Here is a 23,377-nt window from a genome sequence, read left to right as displayed (position 1 = left end):
AGTTCATTGAGTCAGAACCATTATAGGGGAAGTGTATATGCTAGGTGAGAATCATGCGTTAGTTTATGAGTTTCCTGATTTTGTCGATCAAATTAAGCATCTAAAAGTCAATAATAGCGCCTTTGCGACTATGGCCAGTCGTTACCATGAGCTCGATAATAAAATTAGGGCGCTGGAGTTAACTAAAGTGCCCACCGCCGATGAGCACTTTTTAGCGTTAAAATTAGAGCGGTTAAACCTCAAAGATAAACTGTATCAATACCTAGTCCACGATGCGATTTAAGCTGGAATGGCGGACTGATTGTTCGCCTTACGGGTTTTCATCAACAGCAAATACATAGTCGGTACCCAAACCAGAGAGAGCAAAGTCGTTAGCAGCGTGCCGCCCGCGATAGCAATGGCAAAGGGAGGCCAAAATCCGCCGCCAGCAATGATAAGTGGGATAAATCCGCCCACTGTGGTGATGGTTGTTGAGCTGATATGGCGGCCACAACTGCTGACGGTTGAGACTATGGTTTCCATATCGCCGAGTCTGGCACTCGGCATATCCTCAAGTTCGGCCAAGATCACTATGGCTGCGTTAATGGCCAGTCCCATCAAGCCTAGCAAACCTATGATGACAGGGAATCCAAAGGGATAGCCGAACACAAACACGGCTAATAGGCCAAGTCCCGCTGATTGTATCGCGCTCAACAAAATGATGGCCGTGAGCCTAAAGGAGTTGAACGACAGCACCACAGTGGCCAATAACAAGGTGACGACTAACATCACATTGGACAGTAAATTGCCGACCGCTTCGTTACGCTTCGCGCTTTCACCGCCGATTTCAATGCGATAACCCGATGGCAGTGCGAGTTGAGCCACTTTATCTTTGACATCGTTCAGCACTTGGGCGGGTAACACACCACTGACAATATAGGCTTCTATGGTATTCACCCTTTGGCCGTTACGTCTTGGAATGGCGCCGCGGCTCACTTGCACTTCGTTGTGGGCGAGGGCAGAGAGCGCGACCGACTCACCCGAAGGGGTCACTAATTGAATTTCTGAAAGGCGGGTGACTTGTTCGCGACTGCCATCACCGAGTCGCACTCGAACGGGTAATGACTCCGTTTGCTCAAGCACGCTGCCACCGATAACGCCCGTGGTCGACATTTGGATCTGCTTGGCAATATCCGTCAGACTTAAACCACTCATCAGGCTGGCATCTTCATTCACTTGCAGCCACAGCTTAGGCGCACCGGCACTTAAAGTGGCTCGGGTATGGAGTACGTCCGGCGTTTGCGCGAGGATATTGCGAACTTCGTCGCCCAGCGATCGCAACGTATCGAGATTCGGACCGAAGATCATCAACTCTACCGGCGCATTAAAGGGCGGACCTTGCTCGAGTTTGCGTACTAGCACTTGTGCTTCGGGGAAAGCACTGTCGAACTGCTGTTGTAATTCGGGGATCAGCTCATTGGCACGTTCAAAGTCGGTCACTTTCACCATGGCCTGCGCATAGTTAGTCGCGCCCTGTTGGCGTTGCGTCAGGTTGTAATAAAATGAGGGCGTATTGCCGCCCACCACCCAATCGACTTGGGTTATCCCATTGACTGTATGGAGCTTTTTATCCATCAGCTGCACTTGGTTTAAGGTGTTTTCTAAACTCACATGGGGCGCAAGATAGACTTCAATTTGGAACATGTCCCTGTCCGAAGGCGGAAAGAATTGCTCTGTCATCTTGCCCGATGCGTAAAAGCCTAATACTGGCGTAATGCCGATAAGCAGCGCACTGAGAATAGGACGCTTAAGGGCGATTCTGAGGCTGGTTTGAAAATATTGGCTCACTAGCGGGAGATTGATCCCGTGTTGATACCAGACATCATGTTTGCCTTCATGGCTAAATCGTCCCGCGAGTCCCGCAATTATCGTGTGGGAAATCAGGTAAGAGCCGAGCAGCGCAAACATCACTGACATGGCAATGCCACCGACAAACTCTCCTGCGGCACCGGGCATCAGCACTATGGGCGCAAAGGCTAGAATCGTGGTAATCGTTGAACCTGCTAAGGGTAACCAAAGGTGGTGTATGGTTTCACTCACTGCGGCTAGGCGGCTCATCCCTTGTTGGCGCCGTTGTGAGATGGCATCGACAATCACAATCGCATTATCCACCATGATCCCAAGGGCGACGACGAGTCCAGTCACCGACATTTGATGTATGGGCAGGCCGATATATTTCATGCAGGCCAAGGTAAACAGTGCCGTGAGGGGCAATGAAATCGCTACTATGATGGCGTTTCGTAGTCCGAGGGTGAGTAGCAATACCAGCAAGATGATCACAAATCCTTGCAGCAGGTTAACCACGAGTCCGCCAAGGCGATCGCTGGTGTAACTGTTTTGCTCGAATAGCCATTGGATCTGGATATTGGCGGGCACTTCGCGATTAAGTTCATCGACGACGCTATTCACTTGTGCTTGCCAGAGATCGACACGGCTATTGTTAAGCATGCGCGCGGCGACAAAAACGCCTTGTTCACCATCGACTAAGGCTATGCTGTCCGCGGGCGTTTTGGCTTGGCGCGTGATAGTGGCAATATCTCCAAGGCGAATAATTTGGCCTTGGTTATCAATTTTGAGTGGCACTTGGCGAATGCGGGTTAAGGAGTCGAGTTCGCCCGAGACTTCGACTAAGGCGCGAAACTCACGATTGTTGATTTCACCCGCAGCAATTTTACTGTCGGCGCCGCTGAGAATATGGGCGATGGAAGCGGGAGTGAGTTGTAACTGGCTCATCTTGTTGCCATCGAGCTGCACTAACATTTCTTCGGTCGGTGCGCCGTAGAGTTTGACAAAATCCGTGCCTGACAACAGCCTGAGCCTGCTCTGTAATTCCTTCGCGTAGCGGTTGAGCATATCGACTCGAACGGGCGTATTGCTATTCCACACTAAGCTTAAAATGGCGGTGTAGGCATAACCAATTTGATCATCGAGTGTCGGGGATGGTATGCCCTCGGGCAGATTGATTTTCGCATCGGCTAATAAATCCCGCGCCCGAGACCACACGGGATCTGTCTCCATGACTGTGTCTTTCAATTCTAACTGTATGACTGAAATCCCCGGCCGAGAGGTCGATTGGATCAGCTTGATTTCTTCTAAGCGTCTGAGCTGATTTTCGAGCACTTCAGTGACTAAGGCTTCGACCCGCTCGGCCGAAGCACCGGGATACGGGGTGATCACAGAGGCGAAACGGTTGGTTATGTGTGGATCTTCAGTGCGCGGCAGACTCGAGATCGCGCCAAAGCCCGCGACCAGTAATAGTGCAATAACGAGGCTGACTAAGCGGCCGTTTTCAACAAAGGCTTTAATCATAACTACCTCGTGGCTGCGGCAATAGGAGACACAGCTTGGCCTACGACCAGCTTATGGAGTCCTTGGCTGACATAGATTTCATTGGGCTGAATCGCGCCTTGAATGTAGGCCATGTCTTGGGTGGTGTAGAGAATTTCCACATCTCGGCGCTCTATGATGGATTGCTGTTCATAGTTTGCGATGACATACAGATTCCATAATCCGCGAATGCCATCCGTCAGCGCTGAAATTGGCACCCAATACCCAGCTTGCTCAATTTGCTGCTGTTGATGCAGATACGCAATTTCACCGTTAATCACACGCGCATCTTGGGGCAGGCTGATCCTAAGTTGTAGGGTGCGACTGATGGGATTCACTTCGGCGCTGATACCGGCAATTTCGGCGGTAAAAGTTTGATCTTGCACGCTGACTTGCACTTGCTGTCCGGCGTGAAATTGCTCCGCTAACGCCACAGGTACGCCAATGTAGGCTTCAGGATTGATATTGCCCACTAAGGTGAAAATGGGGCTACCCGCAGCAATCACTTCGCCTAAGTTATGCAGTCTTTGGCTGATGGTGCCGTCAAAGGGCGCCACTAAGATGGATTTATCGAGCTTAAGTTGATTGGCATGCTGTGAGGCAAGTAGGCGGTTTTTCGCCGCGGCTAAGCTATTTAATTGTGAGCGGTTTTCATCTAATAGCTGCTCAGAGACATAGCCCGATTTTTTCAATTCTTGATTACGTTTTAGAGTGCTGGTGGCCAGATCAACATCGGCTTGGGTTTGCGCCAGACTCGCTTGGATTTCCTGGCGCTCGGCTTCGAGTAGTCGGGTATCGAGGATTGCCAGTATTTGGCCTTGCTTCACTTTGATGCCGGAATCGGCCTGTAGTTCGTTTAACTTACCAGCCAGTTCAAAGCCGACGCCAGTTGTGTTGCCCGCACGGATAGTCCCCGTGAAGGTCTGCTCGTGCTGATAGCTTGGGGTCAGGATCAACGCTTGGCTCGTGACTGTGGGCAGTACGGTTGTCGTGGCGTGTTCAGTAACTTCCTTTTGACAGGCGGATAATGTGACTAAAGCAAACACGCAGACGCTGATAGTGCGCCAAGAACGTCGGGCAGTTCGATCCATTTTAAGTGCTTCCGCTGTAAGTTAAACGTTAATGCAATGTAACTAGACTTGCTAGTCTAGTTGTGCAGAACTAGACTGTCTAGTCTATTTTGTGCTTAACTAATGCCAATTTATTATGTCTATCTATTCGAGAGTCGATATGACGCATTCCTCTGAGACGCAGTTACCTCTGAGCCGTAGCGAACAAAAACGTCAGCAAGTGCTTGTGGCTGCTATTGATTTATTTTGTCGTCAAGGGTTTCCCCATACCAGTATGGATGAGGTTGCCAAGCTTGCGGGCGTGTCGAAACAAACCGTCTATTCCCATTACGGCAGCAAAGATGAATTATTTGTTGCGGCAATCGAATCTAAATGTGTTGGCCATAATCTTAATGATGATTTGTTAAGCGATCCCACTAAGCCTGAATCGGCATTGACTCAGTTTGCCCTACAATTTGGGGAGATGATTGTCAGCCCTGAAGCTATTACGGTATTCAAAGCCTGTGTGGCACAATCCGAAAGCCATCCCGAAGTGTCGCAGTTGTTCTTCGACGCGGGCCCGAAACATATAGTGGGATTATTGGCGGATTATTTAGTGACAGTAGAAGCGCTAGGGCAATATCGCTTCGGTAATGCGCACCATAGTGCGGTGCGTTTATGTTTAATGTTGTTTGGTGAGCTAAAACTCAAATTAGAATTGGGCTTGGCGGCCGATGAACTCGTTGGCGATAGAAATGAGTATATTTTGGGTTGTGCAGACATGTTCCTGAAGGCACATAGGGCTTAATAAAACTTGCACAATATAAAAGTATCATTTTGTATCTCAATATTGAAAGCATGAACCTTTTAGCTTGATAGCGCGTATTATGCGCAAAAATCTGTTAATCATTTTAAATGCAAGGAGCTGACGTGGCTAATCGAGAACTCTCACCATCGAGCGCAAAACTGCGCCTGCTGAAAAGCGCTGTATTACTGTTGCCGTTAATGAGCTGTGCTGCTATTGCAGCGGATAAACCTTCGCAGGAATACAAGCCTTTTAGATTAAGTGTCGCGCAGATCAGCACCCAGAGTGCCGAGGTTGCCAATGGTAATACTGAGCTACAAAGGGACAGTTTATTACTGAGTGCAGGGATGAATGTTCCGTTAAATCAGCAATGGTCTTTGGGCTTTCGTGTGGGTTACGACAGGCTGGATTATGATTGGCGCAATATCACCCTCACTGGTGCTAACAATGTCGCCCCGCTTTTTGGTACCGACGGGCAGAATTGGGATCATATCAATCGCTATCGTGCCGGAGTGTCGTTAAATTATCGCATGGATAAACATTGGGCCTTCTTTTTAGCTCCGCAGATCCAATATGCCTACGCCGACACTGCATCGGCCAGCGAAGCCCAGAGTTACGGTATTGTGGCGTCTGCCATGTATGCATTTGATTCGGGGAATATGATTGGCTTTGGCGTCGCGTATCTCAATGATATCGATGAAGTTCGCACTGTGCCTTATCTCGCTATGCGCTGGCAGATAGATGAACATTGGGCACTCGCCAATCCTTTCCAAGCCGGTTTTAGCGGTCCCGCTGGATTAGAGCTGAGTTATCGATTTAATTCCGATTGGAATGTCGGCTTTGGTAGTTCGCGTCGTACTGAGCGATTCCTTATCGAAGATGATGACACTGTGGTAGAAACGAACGAATGGGTGAGTTATTTACGTGGAGGTTGGCAAGCAACCCCAGCATTAACAGTGAATCTTTACGCCGGTTATTACTTTGATGGTGAGTTAGAAGTGACCGACCAAGCCGCACTTGAAATGGATAGCCAAGGCGCTGCCGCCTTGGATATCGAATTCAAATTCTAACGTTAATGTCAGTTATTTGCCCAGCATGGCCTCTTTGAGGCTTTTCTGGGCAGGTTTATCACCTAGCCAAATTTTTAACAGTGCTTGACGGAACATTTCACCTTCGATGGTGGCTTGTTCCTGACCATTTTTATAGGCCGTCACGCCGCGGGCTTTATTGGCGACTAAGGTAAATTGGTCACCTTCTTTAATTTCTTCGTTAAACAGCGCCATAAAGGCATCGATTTGCGGTTGAATATCGGCGGTGTTTTCTGCGGTCGCGTGCTCAAAACCTTCAGTGATCGCATCGCGCATTTTTTCTGAGGTGATCATGCCAGAGGTAATATTAAGGCGGATTGCCGCAATCGGAGCATCGATAACCGCTGCAGTGCTACTCAAGGCTGCTGGCAAATACAGACTGCCCACATATAAATCCATAAAGAACTTACTGCGAACGCCCGCGCCATTGAGCTGCAATGCTTGGCTATTTAACGTCACAGTATCGGCGACTTGCACACCTGATACTTCTTTGGCCATTAATGTGTGGGGTAATAACAGCGCGCTTGCTAGGGTAAGCGTGGAGAGTAACTTCATAATACACCTCATTTTTCTATTTTAATTATCGGGTTTTAAGTAAAGCTTTATGAGTATTTACAGCAGAAAGTTGACCCCAACTTCTCAAATACTCGGCATCGGAAATGGATGTTAATCTAAAGAAGAGGGGAGAGATAGGCTAATTGTGCTTAAGTATCTTTCGAGTATGGCATACTCATCATTAAGTATGGGCATGCCAACAAGATGACTCATCGCGTTAAAATACTGACGTAAAAGTATTGCTGTAAAACTATTGGCGGGTAAATTATCAGCGTTAAGCAATCTGGTATAAATTATCCGCGAGTGCCCAGCTTGTACTGTCCACTCTGTTCGAACATCACAGCTTGTTTCTGTTTTGGTGAGATCAAAATTGGACCGTCGTCGAAGAAGAGAAAACACTTCCAATTACGGACGAACACATCCCAACGAGTTTCAATAATCTGATATTTTTCATAGCAAAAATACACCGGCGTCTCATCTGGCCATTGTATAAACTCGGCTAACATGGCGGGTAAACTGCTCTCTTCACTATCCCAAGCACTCTGCCAATGATCTGTTTCCACCCAAGCATCAGCCTTCGCCGCCCAATCTCCCTTAGTGAATTGCTCCGCACGACTACTCTTGTTGCTAATCCATTGGTTCCAGATTTCCATCGCACTTTTATCTGTTAACGGCAGGATATGCGCCTTGTCCTCGTCAGTGACAGGCAAGTCTTTGTGGTTGAAAATCCACTTACGGCGGTATTGATCTAGCGGTATATAAGTGTTGGCCACATTAGCTCTTTATTACATAGTAAATTATGCCCGATTATACCTAAGGTTCGCGGGCTTGTGGATCTTAAGCTTACATAATTTGTCAATTTGTCAATTTGACTTCAGTTCTAAATTACGATAAAGCTTTTGTAAATGCATTTGTGCTGCAAAGTTGTTCGGATCTAAGGTTAATATTTCTGTTAATACGCTTACGGCTTGTTCGGGTTGGCCTATATCCTTCCAAAAAAGCCCAAATTTGAGAAGCACCGGAATATCAGTTGGGTATTTTTCTAAATAGTTTAGATAATAGTCTAACGCTTGTTGGTACTTACCTTGAAGCTTAAGTATTTGAGCATAGTGAGGTAAGTAATCGTCACTAAATACAATAATTTTACTATAAGTATTTTCAGCCAGCGTAATATCCTTGAGTTTCAGGGAGAGTAATATAATTTGTTTTAGTTCAGTTTCCGTACGATACTCTTCTGAGATATTAAGTATAGACTCTAGTGCTGCGGACTCTTCGTGCAGAAGTAAAAATTGGTAACTCGAGGCTAAATAATATAAACGGGTTAACTCTGGGTTATCTGTGATAAATGGACTGATGTATTGAATCATTTTGCTGATCCCGAGTAAGTGCTGATTTTGCATTAAGATCGCCAGCTTTTTAAATGCATCTTCCACATTATTGACAGTAGCCTCTTTTGCACTAGTACTGTGACTCTGTTGGCTAAGATATTGTAAGTATTCTTGTTCAATCTCGTCGAGTAGAGCTATATCTGCATCATTCAACTTCTGATGGTCGGGCATATAGTTTTGTTTCCAAATTAATGCTCGGCCTAGCTGATTATCCTGCCGCCACTGTCTAGCAATCGCCGGTATATCTGTTGGCACAGTGAGTTCAGCTAATCTTATTTCCACTCTGGATGCGGCATCATTGATTAAGACGCTAAGTTCAGTGGCTATGTTTAAATATGCCTTATAGTAAATGTTATTATTTGTACTGAGATCTAATTGTGACCAATGTTCGCTCTGTTTTGTCGATAGGAAATGTGAGAATTCGTAGTAGCCGTAAAATTTAATTAAGCTTCCAAAATGGTGGTATTTTTGATTGAGTGTTTTTTCAATCTTGTCTATTTTTCTGTGTAGTTCAACAACGGTGTGTGTGGTACCCTCTATTTTTAGCATGGTATTTGAATAATGCAGGGCCTTTTTGAGCAATTTTATTAAGGCATTAAAAGTGTTTGAGGTTAAAGAGAGATCAGTTAGGGTATTTGCTAATAGCTTACGTCTTTGTTCGATAGATAGTTTGTGCTTACTTGGTTGAAGTATAGCTCTATCTTCAGGTGTAATTGTTGCTAGCACCAGTTGTTCTGGTGAAAGCTGTTGTATACCCTCAATTCTTGCAGCGTTTGCTGATAAATTGATACACTTTGCATGGTAACAAATCACTTCTTCTTGTAAAGATTGCATGGCTTGAAGGAGTTGTATTGGAGTTTCTGCCATTTCACCTGAATAGGTTTCTACCCACTCGAACATGACTCCTAAATTAGGGCCAATATCTGCACCGAATGTATTCTTTGCATGGGTTGCACCAGACTGAGAATGACAAAAATCAGAGCCACAAAGTAATATTTGTTCAAATCCCATTTCTTCGGCAATTTGCACAGCGGCATTAGTTACGGTAGGGCCTTTTGGCAAAATATTATCGCTATCTCGAGAATCCCAAGGTATTCGTGGACCTGTGTATAGCACGCTGCCAGCCCACTGTCCGAGTAATAGTGGACTAACATGATATGAGCAAATAAATAGACTGTTTTCGTACAAGGCCATCATTTCTTTATTTACTGTCAACGCATGATCTTGGGGGTCGACCGAAACTATGATGTCTACAGGAATCCCTGCAATAGTCAGTTTATACGCTACTCTCGATACAGCGAAAATAACTAACTGTTCTCGATGGCTTTTTATCCAGTCGATATGCTCATCTAAAGAAGGGCCTCCGCCTAAAACTATGCAGGTTTTACCCATGAATTTTTGTTTTAGTATGGATGCGGGCTGAAGAGTTTCACTTAAATTAATTAGTTGCTTTTTAATAAATATTTTCTGGGAAAATCCGATATTGCTTTCGAAGTGCTCGTGTTCTATTTTTTTTTCAACGAAATAATTTAATTGTGCATATTCATCAATGTAGTTCCCTGAAACTGCAATTGAACGATGAACTTTAAATTGATTTTTAGCAATAAAAATATTATTACGAGTTTCTTTTAATAATGCATCAAACATCTCAGGCGAACATATTTCAATTGATTCAGATAGTTCGTCTGGGACTTCAATTGTTAGTAAGTTCAGCACTGCATTAAAGTCTACAAAAATAAATTTACTGCCATCGGGAATAGCTAGCTCCATGACATAGTTAGCAAGTAAACCAGAATCCAGACCTATGACTATGTGTAGGGTATCTTTATGGGAAAACTTGGCCTTATACCTATTATTAAATAGCGTTTTCGAGTCGCATTGCTCAAAGGTGTTGCGATTAATGCTCGGTAGATAGTACTCATTAAATTGACTAACCGAGAAAACAGCGGAGAGAATGGGTTCGTTTACTGTCATCATCTGTTGTGCACCTTGTTATCTCGTTAGAGTCAAATTTTTGGCAAACATTGAATATGTGTGGACAATTTTCGCATATTTTCATGCTGATAACATAATGAAATCAAATTGATTTTGTAAACTTTAGCACGATTGCCTCACAAATAGTTATTGTATCTCTGGGACTTAATATCAAAGTTTGTATAAAAAACGCTCGTTTTTTGCTTTTGATGGTTTTGCTAATTTAGGGGAAATAAGTCAAATTGCTCTGGATTAGACTTTTACTGTAGTCATATTGATGATTAAAACCACAGTTTGGAATAGATTGTCGTAAAAATTCTAAAAACGGTCGACAATTCAAATTAAGTTACTAAAATTATATAAATTTATGCATGGTTGTGGTTTAGTAGCTTTCATGTTTTTACCTATGGTAATCATCGTTTTGGCCTTACCGTCAGTGAATTTTGGTATGTTTTTTGCTTTATAACTAATGTTCCAACCTTAGTAGGTTGTGATATACCTAGTCAGATAGTGTTGGCACTACAGTGATCATTCGGAGCGTATATGTTTGACAATAAATCGATTCTCATAACAGGTGGAACAGGTTCTTTTGGTCAAAAATATACCAAAATGATATTGGCGAAATATAAACCAAAACGGTTGATTATTTTTTCACGTGATGAGCTAAAACAATACGAAATGCAGCAAGTTTATAACGCGTCTTGTATGCGTTATTTCATAGGTGATGTACGTGATGCTGATAGACTTGTCCAAGCGTTGAAAGATGTTGATTACGTGATTCATGCCGCTGCGTTAAAACAAGTACCTGCCGCCGAGTACAATCCTATGGAGTGTATTAAAACCAACATTCATGGTGCTGAGAATGTGATCAAAGCAGCAATCGCGAATAAAGTCAGGCGGGTTATTGCATTATCAACAGATAAAGCTGCGAATCCGATCAATTTATATGGAGCGACTAAGTTGGCTTCTGACAAATTGTTTGTTGCTGGAAATAATATTGTGGGTGAAGGTAATACCCGGTTTTCAGTGGTGCGATACGGTAATGTTGTTGGTTCTCGTGGTTCAGTAGTACCTTTTTTCAAATCATTAGTGAATAACGGTGCCGTTTCTTTACCTATCACTCATCCCGATATGACTCGCTTTTGGATTACCTTGCAAGATGGGGTGGACTTTGTGCTTAAGAATTTTTCCCGGATGCAAGGTGGTGAGATTTTTGTCCCTAAAATTCCGTCAGTTCGCATCACTGACTTAGCTGATGCCTATGGTGCAGGATTAAAGCGTGAAATTGTAGGTATACGCCCAGGTGAGAAAATGCATGAAATTATGTGTCCTGGGGATGATTCGCATCATACACTTGAGTTCGATGACCATTTTGTTATTACACCGAGCATTTCATTTTTTGGTAAGAATAATAACTATTCTACTAATATGTTAGGTGAAACAGGCACCTTAGTCGAACAAGGATTTGAGTATCATTCGGGTAATAATCCTCATTTCTTATCAATTGAGCAAATAAAGTTACTCGATGAGGAAGCATAATGATTCCTTATGGACATCAATCAATAAGTCAATCAGACATCGATGCAGTTACGGCTGTTTTGACTTCTGACTATCTGACCCAAGGTTCCCAGGTGCCTATGTTCGAATCGGCAGTTGCAACTGTAACTCGGGCAGAGTATGCCGTAGCGGGTAACAGTGCGACCTCTATGTTACATGTGGCCTGTTTAGCACTGGGTGTTTTACAACAAGATATCGTTTGGACTTCTCCGATTACTTTTGTAGCATCAGCTAATTGTGCTCTCTATTGTGGTGCGAAGGTTGATTTTGTTGATGTTGATCCCCTCACGGGTAACATGTGTGCAATTGCTCTCGCTAACAAACTACAAGAATCCAAAAAGCAAGGTTGTCTTCCTAAGGTTATAATACCCGTTCATTTATGTGGCCATAGTTGCAACATGGATGTGATAGGAGCGCTTGCAAAGCAGTATGGTGTAAGGGTTATAGAAGATGCCTCACATGCTATAGGTGGGCAATATCAGGATCAATATATTGGTCAGTGTCAGTATAGTGACATTACGGTATTTAGTTTTCATCCTGTTAAAATTATTACTACTGCTGAAGGAGGTGTCGCGACAACTAATTGTGCAGAACTTGCTAAGGCGATGGTTTTATATCGCAGCCACGGTGTGACACGGGATAAAGATATGATGCTAAGACCTGATGAAGGGGATTGGTATTATGAGCAGCATTTTTTGGGCTTCAATTATCGTATGACGGACTTACAAGCTGCGTTAGGAAATAGCCAAATTATGCGTCTAGATGAGTTTGTAGCTAAACGTAATCAATTAGCTCGTCGATATCATTTCCTATTGAAAGACACTGGGGTTGAATTTGTCTCTCCGTTAGATAATACACTTAGTGCTTACCATCTTATGATGATTTTATTGCCTGAGAATATCGCCCGTAAAGTGGTTTTTGATGCGATGAGAGCGGCAGGTATTTGTGTGCATGTTCATTATTTCCCTGTGCATTTACAACCGTATTATTTAAATCTAGGTTTTGCTGAGCATGATTTCCCTCAAGCTGAGCACTTTTATCGCCATTGCTTAACTTTGCCGCTTTATCCCGATCTTAGTGACGAACAGTTAGTTTTTATTACTGAAACATTAAAAGGATTATTGTAGTGAACATAGCAATAATTCCCGCCCGTGGTGGCAGTAAACGTATACCGAGAAAAAATATTAAGGCATTTAATGGCAAACCCATTATTGCTTATACAATTGAAGCTGCATTAATTAGCGGTTGTTTCGATCGTGTTATAGTATCAACTGACGATGATGAAATTGCCGCGGTTGCGCTGCAATATGGTGCAGAAGTTCCCTTTGTCCGTCCCTTAGCATTAGCCGATGATTTTGCGACGACAGGTGTGGTGGTGACGCATGCGCTTAACTGGTTAATAGAGTCTAACTCTAAGCCTTCGTTTGCTTGCGTTATGTATGCCACGGCCCCCTTTATTCGAGCGGAAATATTAAAAGACGCATTTGCGACATTAAAGCAAAACAAGCATAAAAAGTTTTGCTTTGGCGTAGCAGAATTTCCCTCTTCAATTCAACGTGCCTTTAAAATAACGACTCACGGAGATGTTGAGATGTTTCAACCAGAGTATTTTAATACTCGCTCTCAAGATCTTGAAAAAGCTTACCACGATGCAGGTCAGTTCTATTGGGGCACGACAGAAGGCTTCTTGGAGAGTAAGGGGATGTTTTCGAGTGATTCTATACCTTATCCATTACCTCGCCACCAAGTTCAAGATATTGACACTCCAGAAGATTGGGCAAGAGCCGAGGCACTATATCAAGTGATGCTCAAGCAAAGTGCCTAAGATGAAGAGGATCGTTTTTAGAGTCAATGCTGGGCAGGGGATAGGGATTGGTCACTTAGTCCGTTGTGCTGTGCTTGCAAGAGAATTGATTCAACAAGGTCATAAATGCCTTTTGGTATTGGGAGCTGTCGAGCAGGAGTTATCCGCATTTGTTGAAGGACTCGATTATATTTCACTCAATTTAGTATCGCCAACTTACCAAGATGAGTCACATGATGCTGCGTTATTTCTGAGCGTAGCGAATAACTTTTACGCAGACTGGGTTGTCGTGGATGACTATTATTTGGGTCGAGATTGGGAGTTATTGATTAAAGCACATGGCTATCAAGTATTGTCTATTGATGATCTTTGTCGCCCCCATGAGTGTGACATCTTGTTAGATGTACGTTGGCGTGGGGACAATACGTCTCTTTATTACCAAGATAAATTGCCTTCACACTGTATGGCCTTACTTGGCCCAGAGTTTGTGCTGTTATCTGAACATTATGAACAAGCTGTTATACATTCGCAGCCTGCGGAACAGCCTTTTACTCTCTTAGTAGGTCTTGGTGGTGGCGGAGATATTGTTACTATTCGTAAGTTAGTGGCGAATTTAGAACCTTTAGCGAAACGAAATCAGATAAAGATTCAGGTTATCCTTGGGCCCCTGTTTGATGACTCTCTAACTTTTATCGCTGAATGTGCGGACACTCCTTGGGTTGAGCCGCTCATTGGTATTAAAGAATTGTACCCTCATCTAAAGGCGTGCGATTTATATATAGGTGCAGCAGGCGGAATTTTATATCAATTGCTTGCGCTCAATAAACCAGCATTGACCTTTTCAACGGCAGAAAACCAAGTCACGCCAATAGAGCAGTTAGAAGATATCGGCCACTTCTTCCATGTTGACCAATGGTGTGAGCAAGATGTTGCTTGTCTTCCTGAATTTGTGGATGCGGTTATAAGGCATAATGGCCGAGTCCAAGGTTTACTTAATTCATCTCGATTTCATTTAGATGGGCTAGGGGCCCAAAGAGTCGTCAAAGCCATGATGGGTGAATTTACACCTGAGGAGAAAGTGAAACATTCTGCACAGTGTATTGAGTTGATCCTCTCGAAACATCATAGTTTACGTCCTGTTAGCGATCGAGATATTAATCATTACCTTGATAGCCGTAACTTAGCAGCTAATGCGCAAAATATGATTAATGTGCAGCCCATTCCGCGTTTAGCGCACTATGCATGGTGGTTCAACACACAACGTGAGTCTTATTTACTGTCAAAAAACGGACAAGCCTGCTTGTATATTTGGCATCAAGTGAGACAAGTTGCACAACTGCATTTTTTAATTGGCGGTTGGTTTGTTTGTGACGATGACACGGGATTCCAAGATGCGCTACTTGCACTTAATTGGCAGTTAACTCATTGTGATAAAAAGTATTCTGGTATTCCTTGGATTGCGGTTATTCATCGTGAGAACAAGTATGTGAAGCTGATGAATGATTATCTTGGCTTTGAGACAATAGACGAAACGCATCCCTATGCTTCAGCCATTGGCACGGTATTTGCTGATGCACATTATAGTCAGTTTTTCTTTGTAACTCGGACGACTAAGCCAGATCCGCAGCTACACAATATACAGGTGGTGGCAAAATGATCGCTATGGAAGTAACCCCACAACCGTTGAAGTTGGGATTTATTGGCGGTTCTTATACTTCGGCCGTGGGTTACGCCCATGGTGCAGCTAGTCAGTTGGACGGGCGTTGGCAATTAGTTTCTGGATGCTTTTCACGCGATATAGATACCAGTTTAAAAACGGGCGCGACATGGCATCTTCCTGCAGATCGTGTGTATTCCGATTGGCAGCAATATATTGCCAAAGAGGCGGCGTTGCTCGATGCCGTTGTCGTGCTAACTCCAACACCAAGTCACGTTGATGTCGTATGTGCCTTGCTGCAAGCAGGAGTCGCTGTTATATGTGAAAAAGCAATGGCGGCGGATTTACAGCAATCGATAGCGATCCAAAAAGCCCTCGATGAGACTAAAGGATTCCTCGCTGTGACCTTTAACTACAGCGGTTATCCTATGGTGCGAGTGTTACGCAGGCATGTACAAGAAGGCACTTTTGGGGAGCTTAAACAGATCCAAATTGAGTTTCACTCAGATGGTTTTATTCAAGCACCAGAAAAAATGCATCCTCAAGCTTGGCGTTTGGTGGATGGTGCAATCCCTACGATTTTATTAGATCTTGCCGTGCATGTGCAGCATCTGAGTGAGTTTATTACTGGACAAATTCCCTTGAGCGTAAATGCCGATTTTCATCATTTCTCGATTTTTGATGGCATAGTCGATGACGCCTATTTGTGGGCAAAATTTGAAAAGGGGATGCGGGCTTCCTATTGGGTTAGTAAGACAGCTTTAGGCCATCGTAATGGGCTTAGAGTCAGATTATTTGGTGAACAGGCGAGTGCAGAGTGGTATCAGGAGGAGCCGGAGCGTCTGCATATCTACGGTAAAGACTCTGTGCGGATGACCTATGATAGAGGCAATTGTCATTTTAAAGAGGAAGTCCGCGAACGCTTTAAACCTGGACATCCCGCTGGCTTTGTTGAAGCTTTTGCTAATCTTTATAACGATATTGCCGATGCACTAGTTATGTTCCGTAAAAAGGGGCAATTTCAGTCGCCTTATGTATTTGGTTGGCAGCATGCCCATGATGGTCTCGTTATGTTAGACGCTGCTGTACAGTCAAATAAAACTGAGACATGGGTTGAGATAAATTAAAGGTTATGTGCAAATGAAGATTAATATTGGTGAGCGCGCGATTGGTGGTGAAGAGCCCTGTTATGTGATTGCTGAGTTATCGGGAAATCATGGCGGAGATATCCGTAAAGCAGTCGCCTTACTTAAAGCCGCTGCCGATGCGGGGGCCGATGCCATTAAACTGCAAGTATATCGTCCTGATACTATTACGCTAAATGTGGATCATGGTGATTTTGCTATCCCAATGGATAACGCATGGGCAGCTTATAAAAACCTTTATGAATTATATGAATATGCTCATACTCCTTGGGAATGGCTTCCTGAATTATTTGCCGAGGCCGCGAAACTTGGGGTTGAGTTATTTGGTTCTGTCTTCGACGAGACGTCAGTCGACGAGCTAGAAAAATTTGCTGTAAAGGCTTATAAAATAGCGTCTCCCGAAATTGTCGATCTAGCATTGCTAGAAAAAGTCGCCAAGACAGGTAAGCCAGTCATAGTCTCTACTGGGCTGGCAAGCTTAGAAGATATTTGCCGCGCGGTAACTTGTCTTAAGCAACACGGTTGTGAGCAAATAATTTTACTCAAATGCACAACAGCTTATCCCACACCTCCAGCAGAAGTTAACCTAAAAACGATACAGCATTTAAAAGACACATTCCAATGTCCTGCAGGACTTTCGGACCATACAGTTGGTATAGGCGTATCGATTGCAGCTGTTGCGTTAGGCGCAAATGTAATTGAAAAACATATAAAATTAGATGATGGAGAAGAAACTGTCGATAGCTTCTTTTCACTCACAGTCGCTGAATTTCAAACGATGCTGGCAGAGATCCGTCGAGCGGAATTGGCGGTTGGCAAAGTAGATTACAGCTTAACGCCCGGTGCGAATAAGAATCGAAATGGACGACGCTCACTGTATATTTCGGCACCGATGCAGCAGGGCGATATTTTTACTGAGCTGAATGTTAAATCTGTGCGGCCAGGTTTCGGTCTTGACCCACAATATAAGTCACTAATTTTGGGGCGCAAAGCGGGTAAAGATCTCATCGCTGGCGACAGATTAAGCTGGGATGTTATTCAATAGTCTGAAATGTTTCATTTAAAAATGGGTGAGTAGTAATGACAATAAATGACGTGACAAATTTTATCATCGATTATGTGCGGCAACATTTAGAAGATGACAGTCAGATTATTGATGAAAATTGCAATTTTGTTTCAACTGGCTACTTAGACTCATTTGCTATTTTGAGTCTTATCATGACATTAGAAAGTCAATACGAGATTAAGTTCGCGCCAAGTGAACTCGCAGAGTCTGAGCTCCAAGTCATAGGTAATTTAGCGCAAGTGGTGGTGAATAAAATTGCGGGTAGAGACTGATGTCTTGCTTATATGAGAGATTTAGGCTGGTTGCCCAGCAGTTTCATGATAAAACTGCGTTGATCGATGGCGATGAGTGTTATACCTATGGCCAGCTGTTGTCACTCATTGAATTATGGTGCAAGCAGATTGTACTGATTTGCCAAACTCAAAGACCGCGAGTAGCGCTGTTAACTGACTCTCTATTACATTCTTTTACTGTCTCTGTTGCGATCGCAAAATTAGATGGTGCATGTATACCTACGAATGCTCAAATGCTGGCACCACAGTTGTTGGCCGGATGGAACGCGACAGATGTTAATCTTGTGGTTTACGATCGTAGTGTTAGCGCAAAAGTGCATTCTTTAGCCTTGCCGTTTGGTATTATAGCCACTGATGCATTGGCGATACCTACGGGGAATATTCCTGCCAATCACAATACTTACGCTAATAATATTGAATTTACTCAAGATGATTGCCATGCGTCAGAAGCGCTTAGCTCGTTGGTCCAAGAAGCCATAGATAACGACTTTTTGATCACCCTTTCATCTGGCTCAACCGGTGATCCTAAACCTATTGTGGTGTCACAAAGTGTCAAACTTGCAAGAGCGCAACAGACTTGGGATCTGTATCATTTAACGTCTGACGATGTAGTGCTATGTGCTTCACCATTTTTTCATTCTTTAGGTCAGCGACTTAGTTTTGTACCCTTATTATTGGGAGCCACTTTAGTGAGATTGGCCCCCTTTACGCCAAAACAGTGGTTAGTGTTAGTTGAGCAACATGCGGTGAGTTTTGTGATCAGTGTCTCGTCGCACCTGTATGCCTTAAAAGATGAACTACTCGATAACGCGATAGCATTAAAGTCACTGAAAACTATAGTGACGTCATCAGCTCCTATAGATGCGGCTTTTAAAGAGAAAATTTTTGACGCAATTGGCTGTGATTTTCACGAAATTTATGGCGCGACAGAAATTGCCGTCGCAACCAATTTAGCCCCCTGTGATGCAAAATTTAAATTTAATACTGTCGGCTACCCATGTGAAGCGATCGATGTTCAAATACTCAATTCAAATCTATGCGTCTGTGGGATCAATGAGGTTGGGGAAATAGCAGTAAGGTCTCCACTAGCGTTTAGCGGTTATTACCATAAACCTGAATTAACATTGGCTGCGTGGCATGGAGATTATTTTCTAACTGGCGATCTCGGTAAACTCGATAGCGAAGGTTTTTTAACTTACGTTGGTCGCAAAAAAGACGTTATTATTTCGGGGGGGATCAATATATATCCGAAGGATATTGAGGCTGTACTCTCCACGCATGAAAGAGTGTTAGAAGTGGCTGTTATCGGTGTAGATGATCAGTTGCTAGGTGAAGTTATCGTCGCCATCTGTATTGTAAAAGATGCAGATCGTTTAGAGCCTCAGCTTCGAGCCTTAACGAACCGTTCATTAGCGCCTTTTCAGCGTCCTCTAAAATATTTTTTCCCAGAAAAATTGCCATTAACGGCAACGGGAAAAGTGTCTAAGAAATTGTTGAGGGAACAGTATAATTCCTTAAATAATGGTTGGACAGCCGTACTTGAAACGATGTTGTACGGGAGGAAAGGCTAATGAGTGAAAGGTATATTTTTGGTGCAGGCATTCAAGGTGAAATTTTTTTCCAAAGTTTTCAATTGTCATCGATCACACTTGATGGTTTTATTGATGCCTATAGTCAACAGACTCATCTATATGACTTGCCGATAATACGCCAAGAAGATATCGAGAACAAAGACGCCGAAATATATATATCAGTAGGGTTATTAAGTCGACGTATCAAGTCTGAACTTGTGGCACAGGGCTTTACTAGAGTATATGACTTTACAGAGTCCATTTTTGCTTGTCCTGCTATTATCCAACAATTAATTCCCCACAGTCTTTGGTATTCAGCCGTGATTGATGAAATGGTGGAACTCGAGCAATTGGCAAAAGTAAGGGGTCTGTTATTTGATGATAAGAGTCGGCAATTATTAGATCAAATAGTTCGTTTTCGTCAACATCATCGAGTTGAAGATTATCCAATCCCCGATCCTCATATTCAATATTTTGCTGAAGATATACCTGTTTTTAACCATTTGTCAGCACTGCGTTTTATTGATGCGGGTGCATACAATGGCGATACGTTAACCTCATTATTTACCGCTGCGCAATTACATGCACTACCGGTGGAATACTGCGCTAGTTTTGAGCCTGACCCCAGTAATCTATATAAATTAAACTGTAGAGTTAAAGCCTTGGGGTTTGAACATCAGGGGCGAGTATTTATTTACCCTGCTGGCGTATGGAGTAAGTGCTGTTTGTTAGCTTTTGATGCTGAACACAGTACTTCAAGCCGATTAACCGGAACCACGGGATCACAAGATAATTTGGTGAGTTGTGTGGCACTCGATGACGTGGTTTTTGGAGGATCACCCAACTTTATCAAAATGGACATAGAAGGGGCTGAAAAGGCGGCTCTTTTAGGGGCAAAGAATATTATTCAAACATATCGCCCTGTTTTGGCAATTTGTCTCTATCACAATCCTAGCGATTTATGGGATATTCCTTTGATGATCAACGATATGGTTCCAGACTATGACATGTACATTAGAGTCTATGGTGATATGTTATTGGAAACTGTGCTGTATTGTATCCCAAAAAAACGCAGTGAAAATGTTGGACCCGATAAGGAATAATAAATATATGTGGAAAGAGCAAGTTAACGCCATGATATCAGACATGCGTAATGCGGATCCCAGTTATCAGCCAAGTCACTTCTGGCAACATGGTGCAAAGAGCTTGCAGCAGGATCTAGCCGATTACGGGATTGAAAATTTTCGAACGCTAAATAGCGCCCTAGGCTATTTCGTTCCAACATATTTATTTCATGGCTGGGTTTTACAGCCAGAACGTTATCAAAATATGTTAACTGTTTGTGATAGCGCCCTTCAAAATGACCGGCGCGCCATGATGTCAATGACGGAGTTTTTATCGGGTGAAACTCATGCTAAAAGTGACTATCGAGTGTATAAAGCGAGTGAGCAGTTACGTGCCCCGTTTACACAAAATTTCAGTGAAAGCCATGTAGGTAACCCATTAGAACAGTTTGAGTTTGATGGACATTTTTATAGTCGCTCTAGTTTAAATTATCTACTAGGATTAAATTTTCTTAAGCAACATATACAAGATATTTCGGTCAAAACTGTCTTAGAAATCGGTGGTGGTTTCGGTTCACTCGGTGAGATTCTACTAAGTGATAGCAGAAATGAGACTTTTTATATAAACGTAGATATTCCTCCGACCTGTCTCTTTTCCAGTTATTATTTAAAACAGGTATTGGGTGCACATCTTGTGGCAGATTATGCCCAGTTACAAATTTACCCAGATTTGAATATTGATACACTACGTACTGAGTTTAGTGCCGTAGTCATGTGTCCTTGGCAGTTACCTGAACTCACTGGCGAAATTGATCTTTTTGTGAATTTTATCTCCTTCCAAGAAATGGAGCCTGAAATAGTACAAAATTATCTGCAACATGTAACACGGTTAAAAAGTAAATACGTGCTATTGCGTAATCTTCGCGAAGGAAAACAGGTCGCAAAAGACCACTCTCATGTTGGTGTTAAAGTGCCTATCTTGGGAGATGATTATGATAAATTCCTACCTGAGTACGAGCTTATTGCCACAAACGTATTACCTTTTGGTTTTCAAACAATTGATAAATTTCATTCAGAATTACGACTTTACAAAAGAAGTTAATATACATAAGCCTTGTCAAAATTAGGTTAGTGAAATAAGGAATTAAGTTATGAAAGCGGTTATTTTGGCTGGTGGATATGGAACACGTATTTCTGAAGAAACTTTGTTCAAACCAAAACCGATGATTGAAATTGGTGGTAAACCGATTTTATGGCATATAATGAAGCTATATTCCGCTTATGGTATTAATGACTTTATAATTTGTTGTGGGTACAAGGGATATGTAATTAAAGAGTATTTTGCAAATTATTTTCTTCATATGTCCGATGTGACCTTTGATATGCGAAATAATAAGATGGAAGTACATCATCAGATGGTTGAGCCTTGGAGGGTAACCTTAGTCGATACAGGTCAAGAGACTATGACTGGAGGACGATTAAAACGAGTAGCCGAATATATTGAAGGAGAATCAGCTTTTTGTTTTACATATGGTGATGGGCTCTGCGATGTTAATATCCAGAATGTAATTGATTTTCATATGGCTAAAAAAGTGAAAGCGACTTTAACTGCAACTCAAGCCCCAGGCCGTTTTGGAGCGCTCAATATTTCTGGTGACCTTGTAACGACCTTTAAAGAAAAACCAAAGGATGATAGTTCTCTGATTAATGGTGGTTTTTTTGTTTTATCTCCTGAAGTATTAAATTATATTGAGGGTGATAACACTAGTTGGGAAGAGGGACCTGTACAAATGCTTGCAGAGGAAAATAATCTCGCAGTGTTTAAACATAATGGTTTCTGGCAACCCATGGACACACTTAGAGATCAGAAATACCTTCAGGAAATGTGGCAGAATAATCAGGCACCGTGGAAGATATGGTAACAAATCAGCAATTTTTTAAGGGAAAAAAAATCTTAATCACAGGACATACTGGGTTTAAGGGGAGTTGGCTTTGTTGTCTGCTTAAACATTATGGTGCAGAAGTCATTGGTTTCTCTCTTGCCCCTTTAACCCAGCCTAATATGTTTACCTTGTTAAATATCAATGCGAATATTGAGTCTATTATTGGTGACATCCGAGACTTTGATATTATAAAAAGAGTGTTAATCGATCATCAACCTGAGATTGTCATTCACATGGCAGCGCAAGCATTAGTTCGTCATAGTTATGACCATCCTGTTGAAACTTATAGCACTAATGTAATGGGTCTTATTAATGTTTTTGAAGCAATACGATTAACAGAGAGTGTTAAATGTGTCCTCAATGTAACTTCCGATAAGTGCTATCAAAACAGGGAATGGCATTGGGGATATCGAGAAAGTGATTCCCTTGGTGGATTAGATCCTTACAGTAGTAGCAAAGCATGTTCAGAGTTAGTTACCAGTTGTTACCGTAATTCTTATTTAAGTCAATCTGGAGTGATCGTGGCTTCAGCAAGAGCGGGAAACGTTATTGGTGGTGGTGATTGGTCTGAAGATCGATTAGTGCCAGATCTAGTTCAAGCTTTCAGTTTACAACAGATAGCAAGTATTCGAAATCCGAGTGCTATCCGTCCGTGGCAACATGTTTTGGAACCTTTATCTGGTTACTTAGAACTGATCAATTACCTTTTGAGTCGTGATGGGAATCCTGATGAAACTTCTTACGCTTGGAATTTTGGTCCAGCAGAAACCGATGCAAAAACTGTTGAATGGGTAGCGCAACAGCTAGCAAAAAACTGGGGAGATGGTGCATATGTCAAAAGTGAACCTCAAATTAATGCTCCACACGAAGCTCATTTTCTTAAGTTAGATACATCTAAGTCACGCAGTATTTTAAATTGGCAATCTAAGTGGGAAATTGAACTGGCCATTGAGAAAACGATAGAGTGGTACAGTGGGTTTTATCAAGGTAAGAATATGGCATCAATAACCCAAACACAGATTCATGAATATTTGAATGATAAAGGTGATTAG

At 42.8% G+C, this 23,377-nt stretch carries 20 protein-coding genes; 15 read left to right on the top strand and 5 right to left on the bottom strand.

Annotated elements, in window-relative coordinates:
* Positions 1–37 precede the first annotated feature (37 nt).
* Entirely contained in the window at positions 38–283 is a 246-nt protein-coding gene (locus Q4Q50_RS00450; RefSeq protein WP_006082467.1) for an HP1242/YdcH family protein, read from the top strand.
* Here the strand turns inward: Q4Q50_RS00450 and Q4Q50_RS00445 are convergent.
* Entirely contained in the window at positions 280–3,348 is a 3,069-nt protein-coding gene (locus tag Q4Q50_RS00445; protein ID WP_311897865.1) for an efflux RND transporter permease subunit, read from the bottom strand. The genes Q4Q50_RS00450 and Q4Q50_RS00445 overlap by 4 nt on opposite strands.
* Positions 3,349–3,350: 2 nt before the next feature.
* Entirely contained in the window at positions 3,351–4,457 is a 1,107-nt protein-coding gene (locus tag Q4Q50_RS00440; RefSeq protein ID WP_311897864.1) for an efflux RND transporter periplasmic adaptor subunit, read from the bottom strand.
* Between the two features lie 139 nt (positions 4,458–4,596).
* Between Q4Q50_RS00440 and Q4Q50_RS00435 the strand changes: the two genes are divergently transcribed.
* Together Q4Q50_RS00435 and Q4Q50_RS00430 are read left to right on the top strand one after the other, a co-directional pair.
* Complete coding sequence (locus tag Q4Q50_RS00435) at positions 4,597–5,223, top strand: TetR/AcrR family transcriptional regulator (protein WP_311897862.1); 627 nt, start codon at positions 4,597–4,599, stop codon at positions 5,221–5,223.
* A gap of 122 nt (positions 5,224–5,345) precedes the next feature.
* Positions 5,346–6,290 (top strand): DUF6268 family outer membrane beta-barrel protein, encoded by a 945-nt coding sequence (locus Q4Q50_RS00430; protein ID WP_259565017.1) that lies wholly within the window; start codon positions 5,346–5,348, stop codon positions 6,288–6,290.
* A 12-nt stretch (positions 6,291–6,302) separates the two neighbouring features.
* Here Q4Q50_RS00430 and Q4Q50_RS00425 read toward each other — a convergent pair whose 3' ends face one another.
* The 3 genes from Q4Q50_RS00425 to Q4Q50_RS00415 all read right to left on the bottom strand — a co-directional run bounded on the left by Q4Q50_RS00425 (position 6,303) and on the right by Q4Q50_RS00415 (position 10,228).
* Positions 6,303–6,863, bottom strand: a complete 561-nt coding sequence (locus Q4Q50_RS00425) for a chalcone isomerase family protein (RefSeq protein WP_259565016.1) — start codon at positions 6,861–6,863, stop codon at positions 6,303–6,305.
* A 293-nt stretch (positions 6,864–7,156) separates the two neighbouring features.
* The gene (locus Q4Q50_RS00420; RefSeq protein ID WP_106651098.1) at positions 7,157–7,636 is read right to left on the bottom strand and encodes a DUF2947 domain-containing protein; all 480 of its coding nucleotides are present in this window, start codon (positions 7,634–7,636) and stop codon (positions 7,157–7,159) included.
* A gap of 90 nt (positions 7,637–7,726) precedes the next feature.
* Entirely contained in the window at positions 7,727–10,228 is a 2,502-nt protein-coding gene (locus Q4Q50_RS00415; protein WP_311897859.1) for a 6-hydroxymethylpterin diphosphokinase MptE-like protein, read from the bottom strand.
* A 540-nt stretch (positions 10,229–10,768) separates the two neighbouring features.
* Between Q4Q50_RS00415 and pseB the strand changes: the two genes are divergently transcribed.
* From pseB to rfbG, 12 genes are read left to right on the top strand one after another with little or no spacing between them, the layout of a single operon-like run.
* Positions 10,769–11,764 carry a UDP-N-acetylglucosamine 4,6-dehydratase (inverting) gene (gene pseB, locus Q4Q50_RS00410; protein WP_311890040.1) on the top strand — a complete coding sequence of 332 codons (996 nt, stop codon included), beginning with the start codon at positions 10,769–10,771 and terminating at the stop codon, positions 11,762–11,764.
* Complete coding sequence (pseC, locus tag Q4Q50_RS00405; RefSeq protein WP_311897858.1) at positions 11,764–12,909, top strand: UDP-4-amino-4,6-dideoxy-N-acetyl-beta-L-altrosamine transaminase; 1,146 nt, start codon at positions 11,764–11,766, stop codon at positions 12,907–12,909. The genes pseB and pseC overlap by 1 nt, the downstream gene beginning before the upstream one ends.
* Positions 12,909–13,607 carry a pseudaminic acid cytidylyltransferase gene (gene pseF / locus Q4Q50_RS00400; RefSeq protein ID WP_311897857.1) on the top strand — a complete coding sequence of 233 codons (699 nt, stop codon included), beginning with the start codon at positions 12,909–12,911 and terminating at the stop codon, positions 13,605–13,607. The genes pseC and pseF overlap by 1 nt, the downstream gene beginning before the upstream one ends.
* A gap of 1 nt (position 13,608) precedes the next feature.
* Positions 13,609–15,243, top strand: coding sequence for a UDP-2,4-diacetamido-2,4,6-trideoxy-beta-L-altropyranose hydrolase (pseG, locus tag Q4Q50_RS00395; protein WP_311897856.1), 1,635 nt, complete (start codon positions 13,609–13,611; stop codon positions 15,241–15,243).
* Between the two features lie 5 nt (positions 15,244–15,248).
* A complete protein-coding gene (locus Q4Q50_RS00390; RefSeq protein WP_311897854.1) occupies positions 15,249–16,370 on the top strand; it encodes a Gfo/Idh/MocA family protein in 1,122 nt (373 codons plus the stop codon).
* Positions 16,371–16,383: 13 nt separating this feature from the next.
* Entirely contained in the window at positions 16,384–17,433 is a 1,050-nt protein-coding gene (gene pseI / locus Q4Q50_RS00385; protein ID WP_311897852.1) for a pseudaminic acid synthase, read from the top strand.
* 35 nt (positions 17,434–17,468) lie between these two features.
* The gene (locus tag Q4Q50_RS00380) at positions 17,469–17,726 is read left to right on the top strand and encodes an acyl carrier protein (RefSeq protein ID WP_311890034.1); all 258 of its coding nucleotides are present in this window, start codon (positions 17,469–17,471) and stop codon (positions 17,724–17,726) included.
* A complete protein-coding gene (locus Q4Q50_RS00375) occupies positions 17,726–19,318 on the top strand; it encodes a class I adenylate-forming enzyme family protein (protein WP_311897850.1) in 1,593 nt (530 codons plus the stop codon). The genes Q4Q50_RS00380 and Q4Q50_RS00375 overlap by 1 nt, the downstream gene beginning before the upstream one ends.
* A complete protein-coding gene (locus Q4Q50_RS00370; protein ID WP_263196079.1) occupies positions 19,318–20,421 on the top strand; it encodes an FkbM family methyltransferase in 1,104 nt (367 codons plus the stop codon). The genes Q4Q50_RS00375 and Q4Q50_RS00370 overlap by 1 nt, the downstream gene beginning before the upstream one ends.
* Positions 20,422–20,428: 7 nt before the next feature.
* Positions 20,429–21,484, top strand: a complete 1,056-nt coding sequence (locus tag Q4Q50_RS00365; protein ID WP_311897847.1) for a putative sugar O-methyltransferase — start codon at positions 20,429–20,431, stop codon at positions 21,482–21,484.
* A gap of 49 nt (positions 21,485–21,533) precedes the next feature.
* Positions 21,534–22,304, top strand: coding sequence for a glucose-1-phosphate cytidylyltransferase (gene rfbF, locus Q4Q50_RS00360; RefSeq protein WP_263196077.1), 771 nt, complete (start codon positions 21,534–21,536; stop codon positions 22,302–22,304).
* A complete protein-coding gene (gene rfbG / locus Q4Q50_RS00355) occupies positions 22,298–23,377 on the top strand; it encodes a CDP-glucose 4,6-dehydratase (protein WP_311898023.1) in 1,080 nt (359 codons plus the stop codon). Before rfbF ends, rfbG begins: the two co-directional genes overlap by 7 nt.

It is taken from the genome of Shewanella scandinavica (genome assembly GCF_031932065.1).
In the GTDB taxonomy this organism is placed as follows: domain Bacteria; phylum Pseudomonadota; class Gammaproteobacteria; order Enterobacterales; family Shewanellaceae; genus Shewanella; species Shewanella baltica.
The sequence above is the reverse complement of the archived record's forward strand: the minus strand, read 5'-3'. Positions and strand labels throughout refer to the sequence as shown.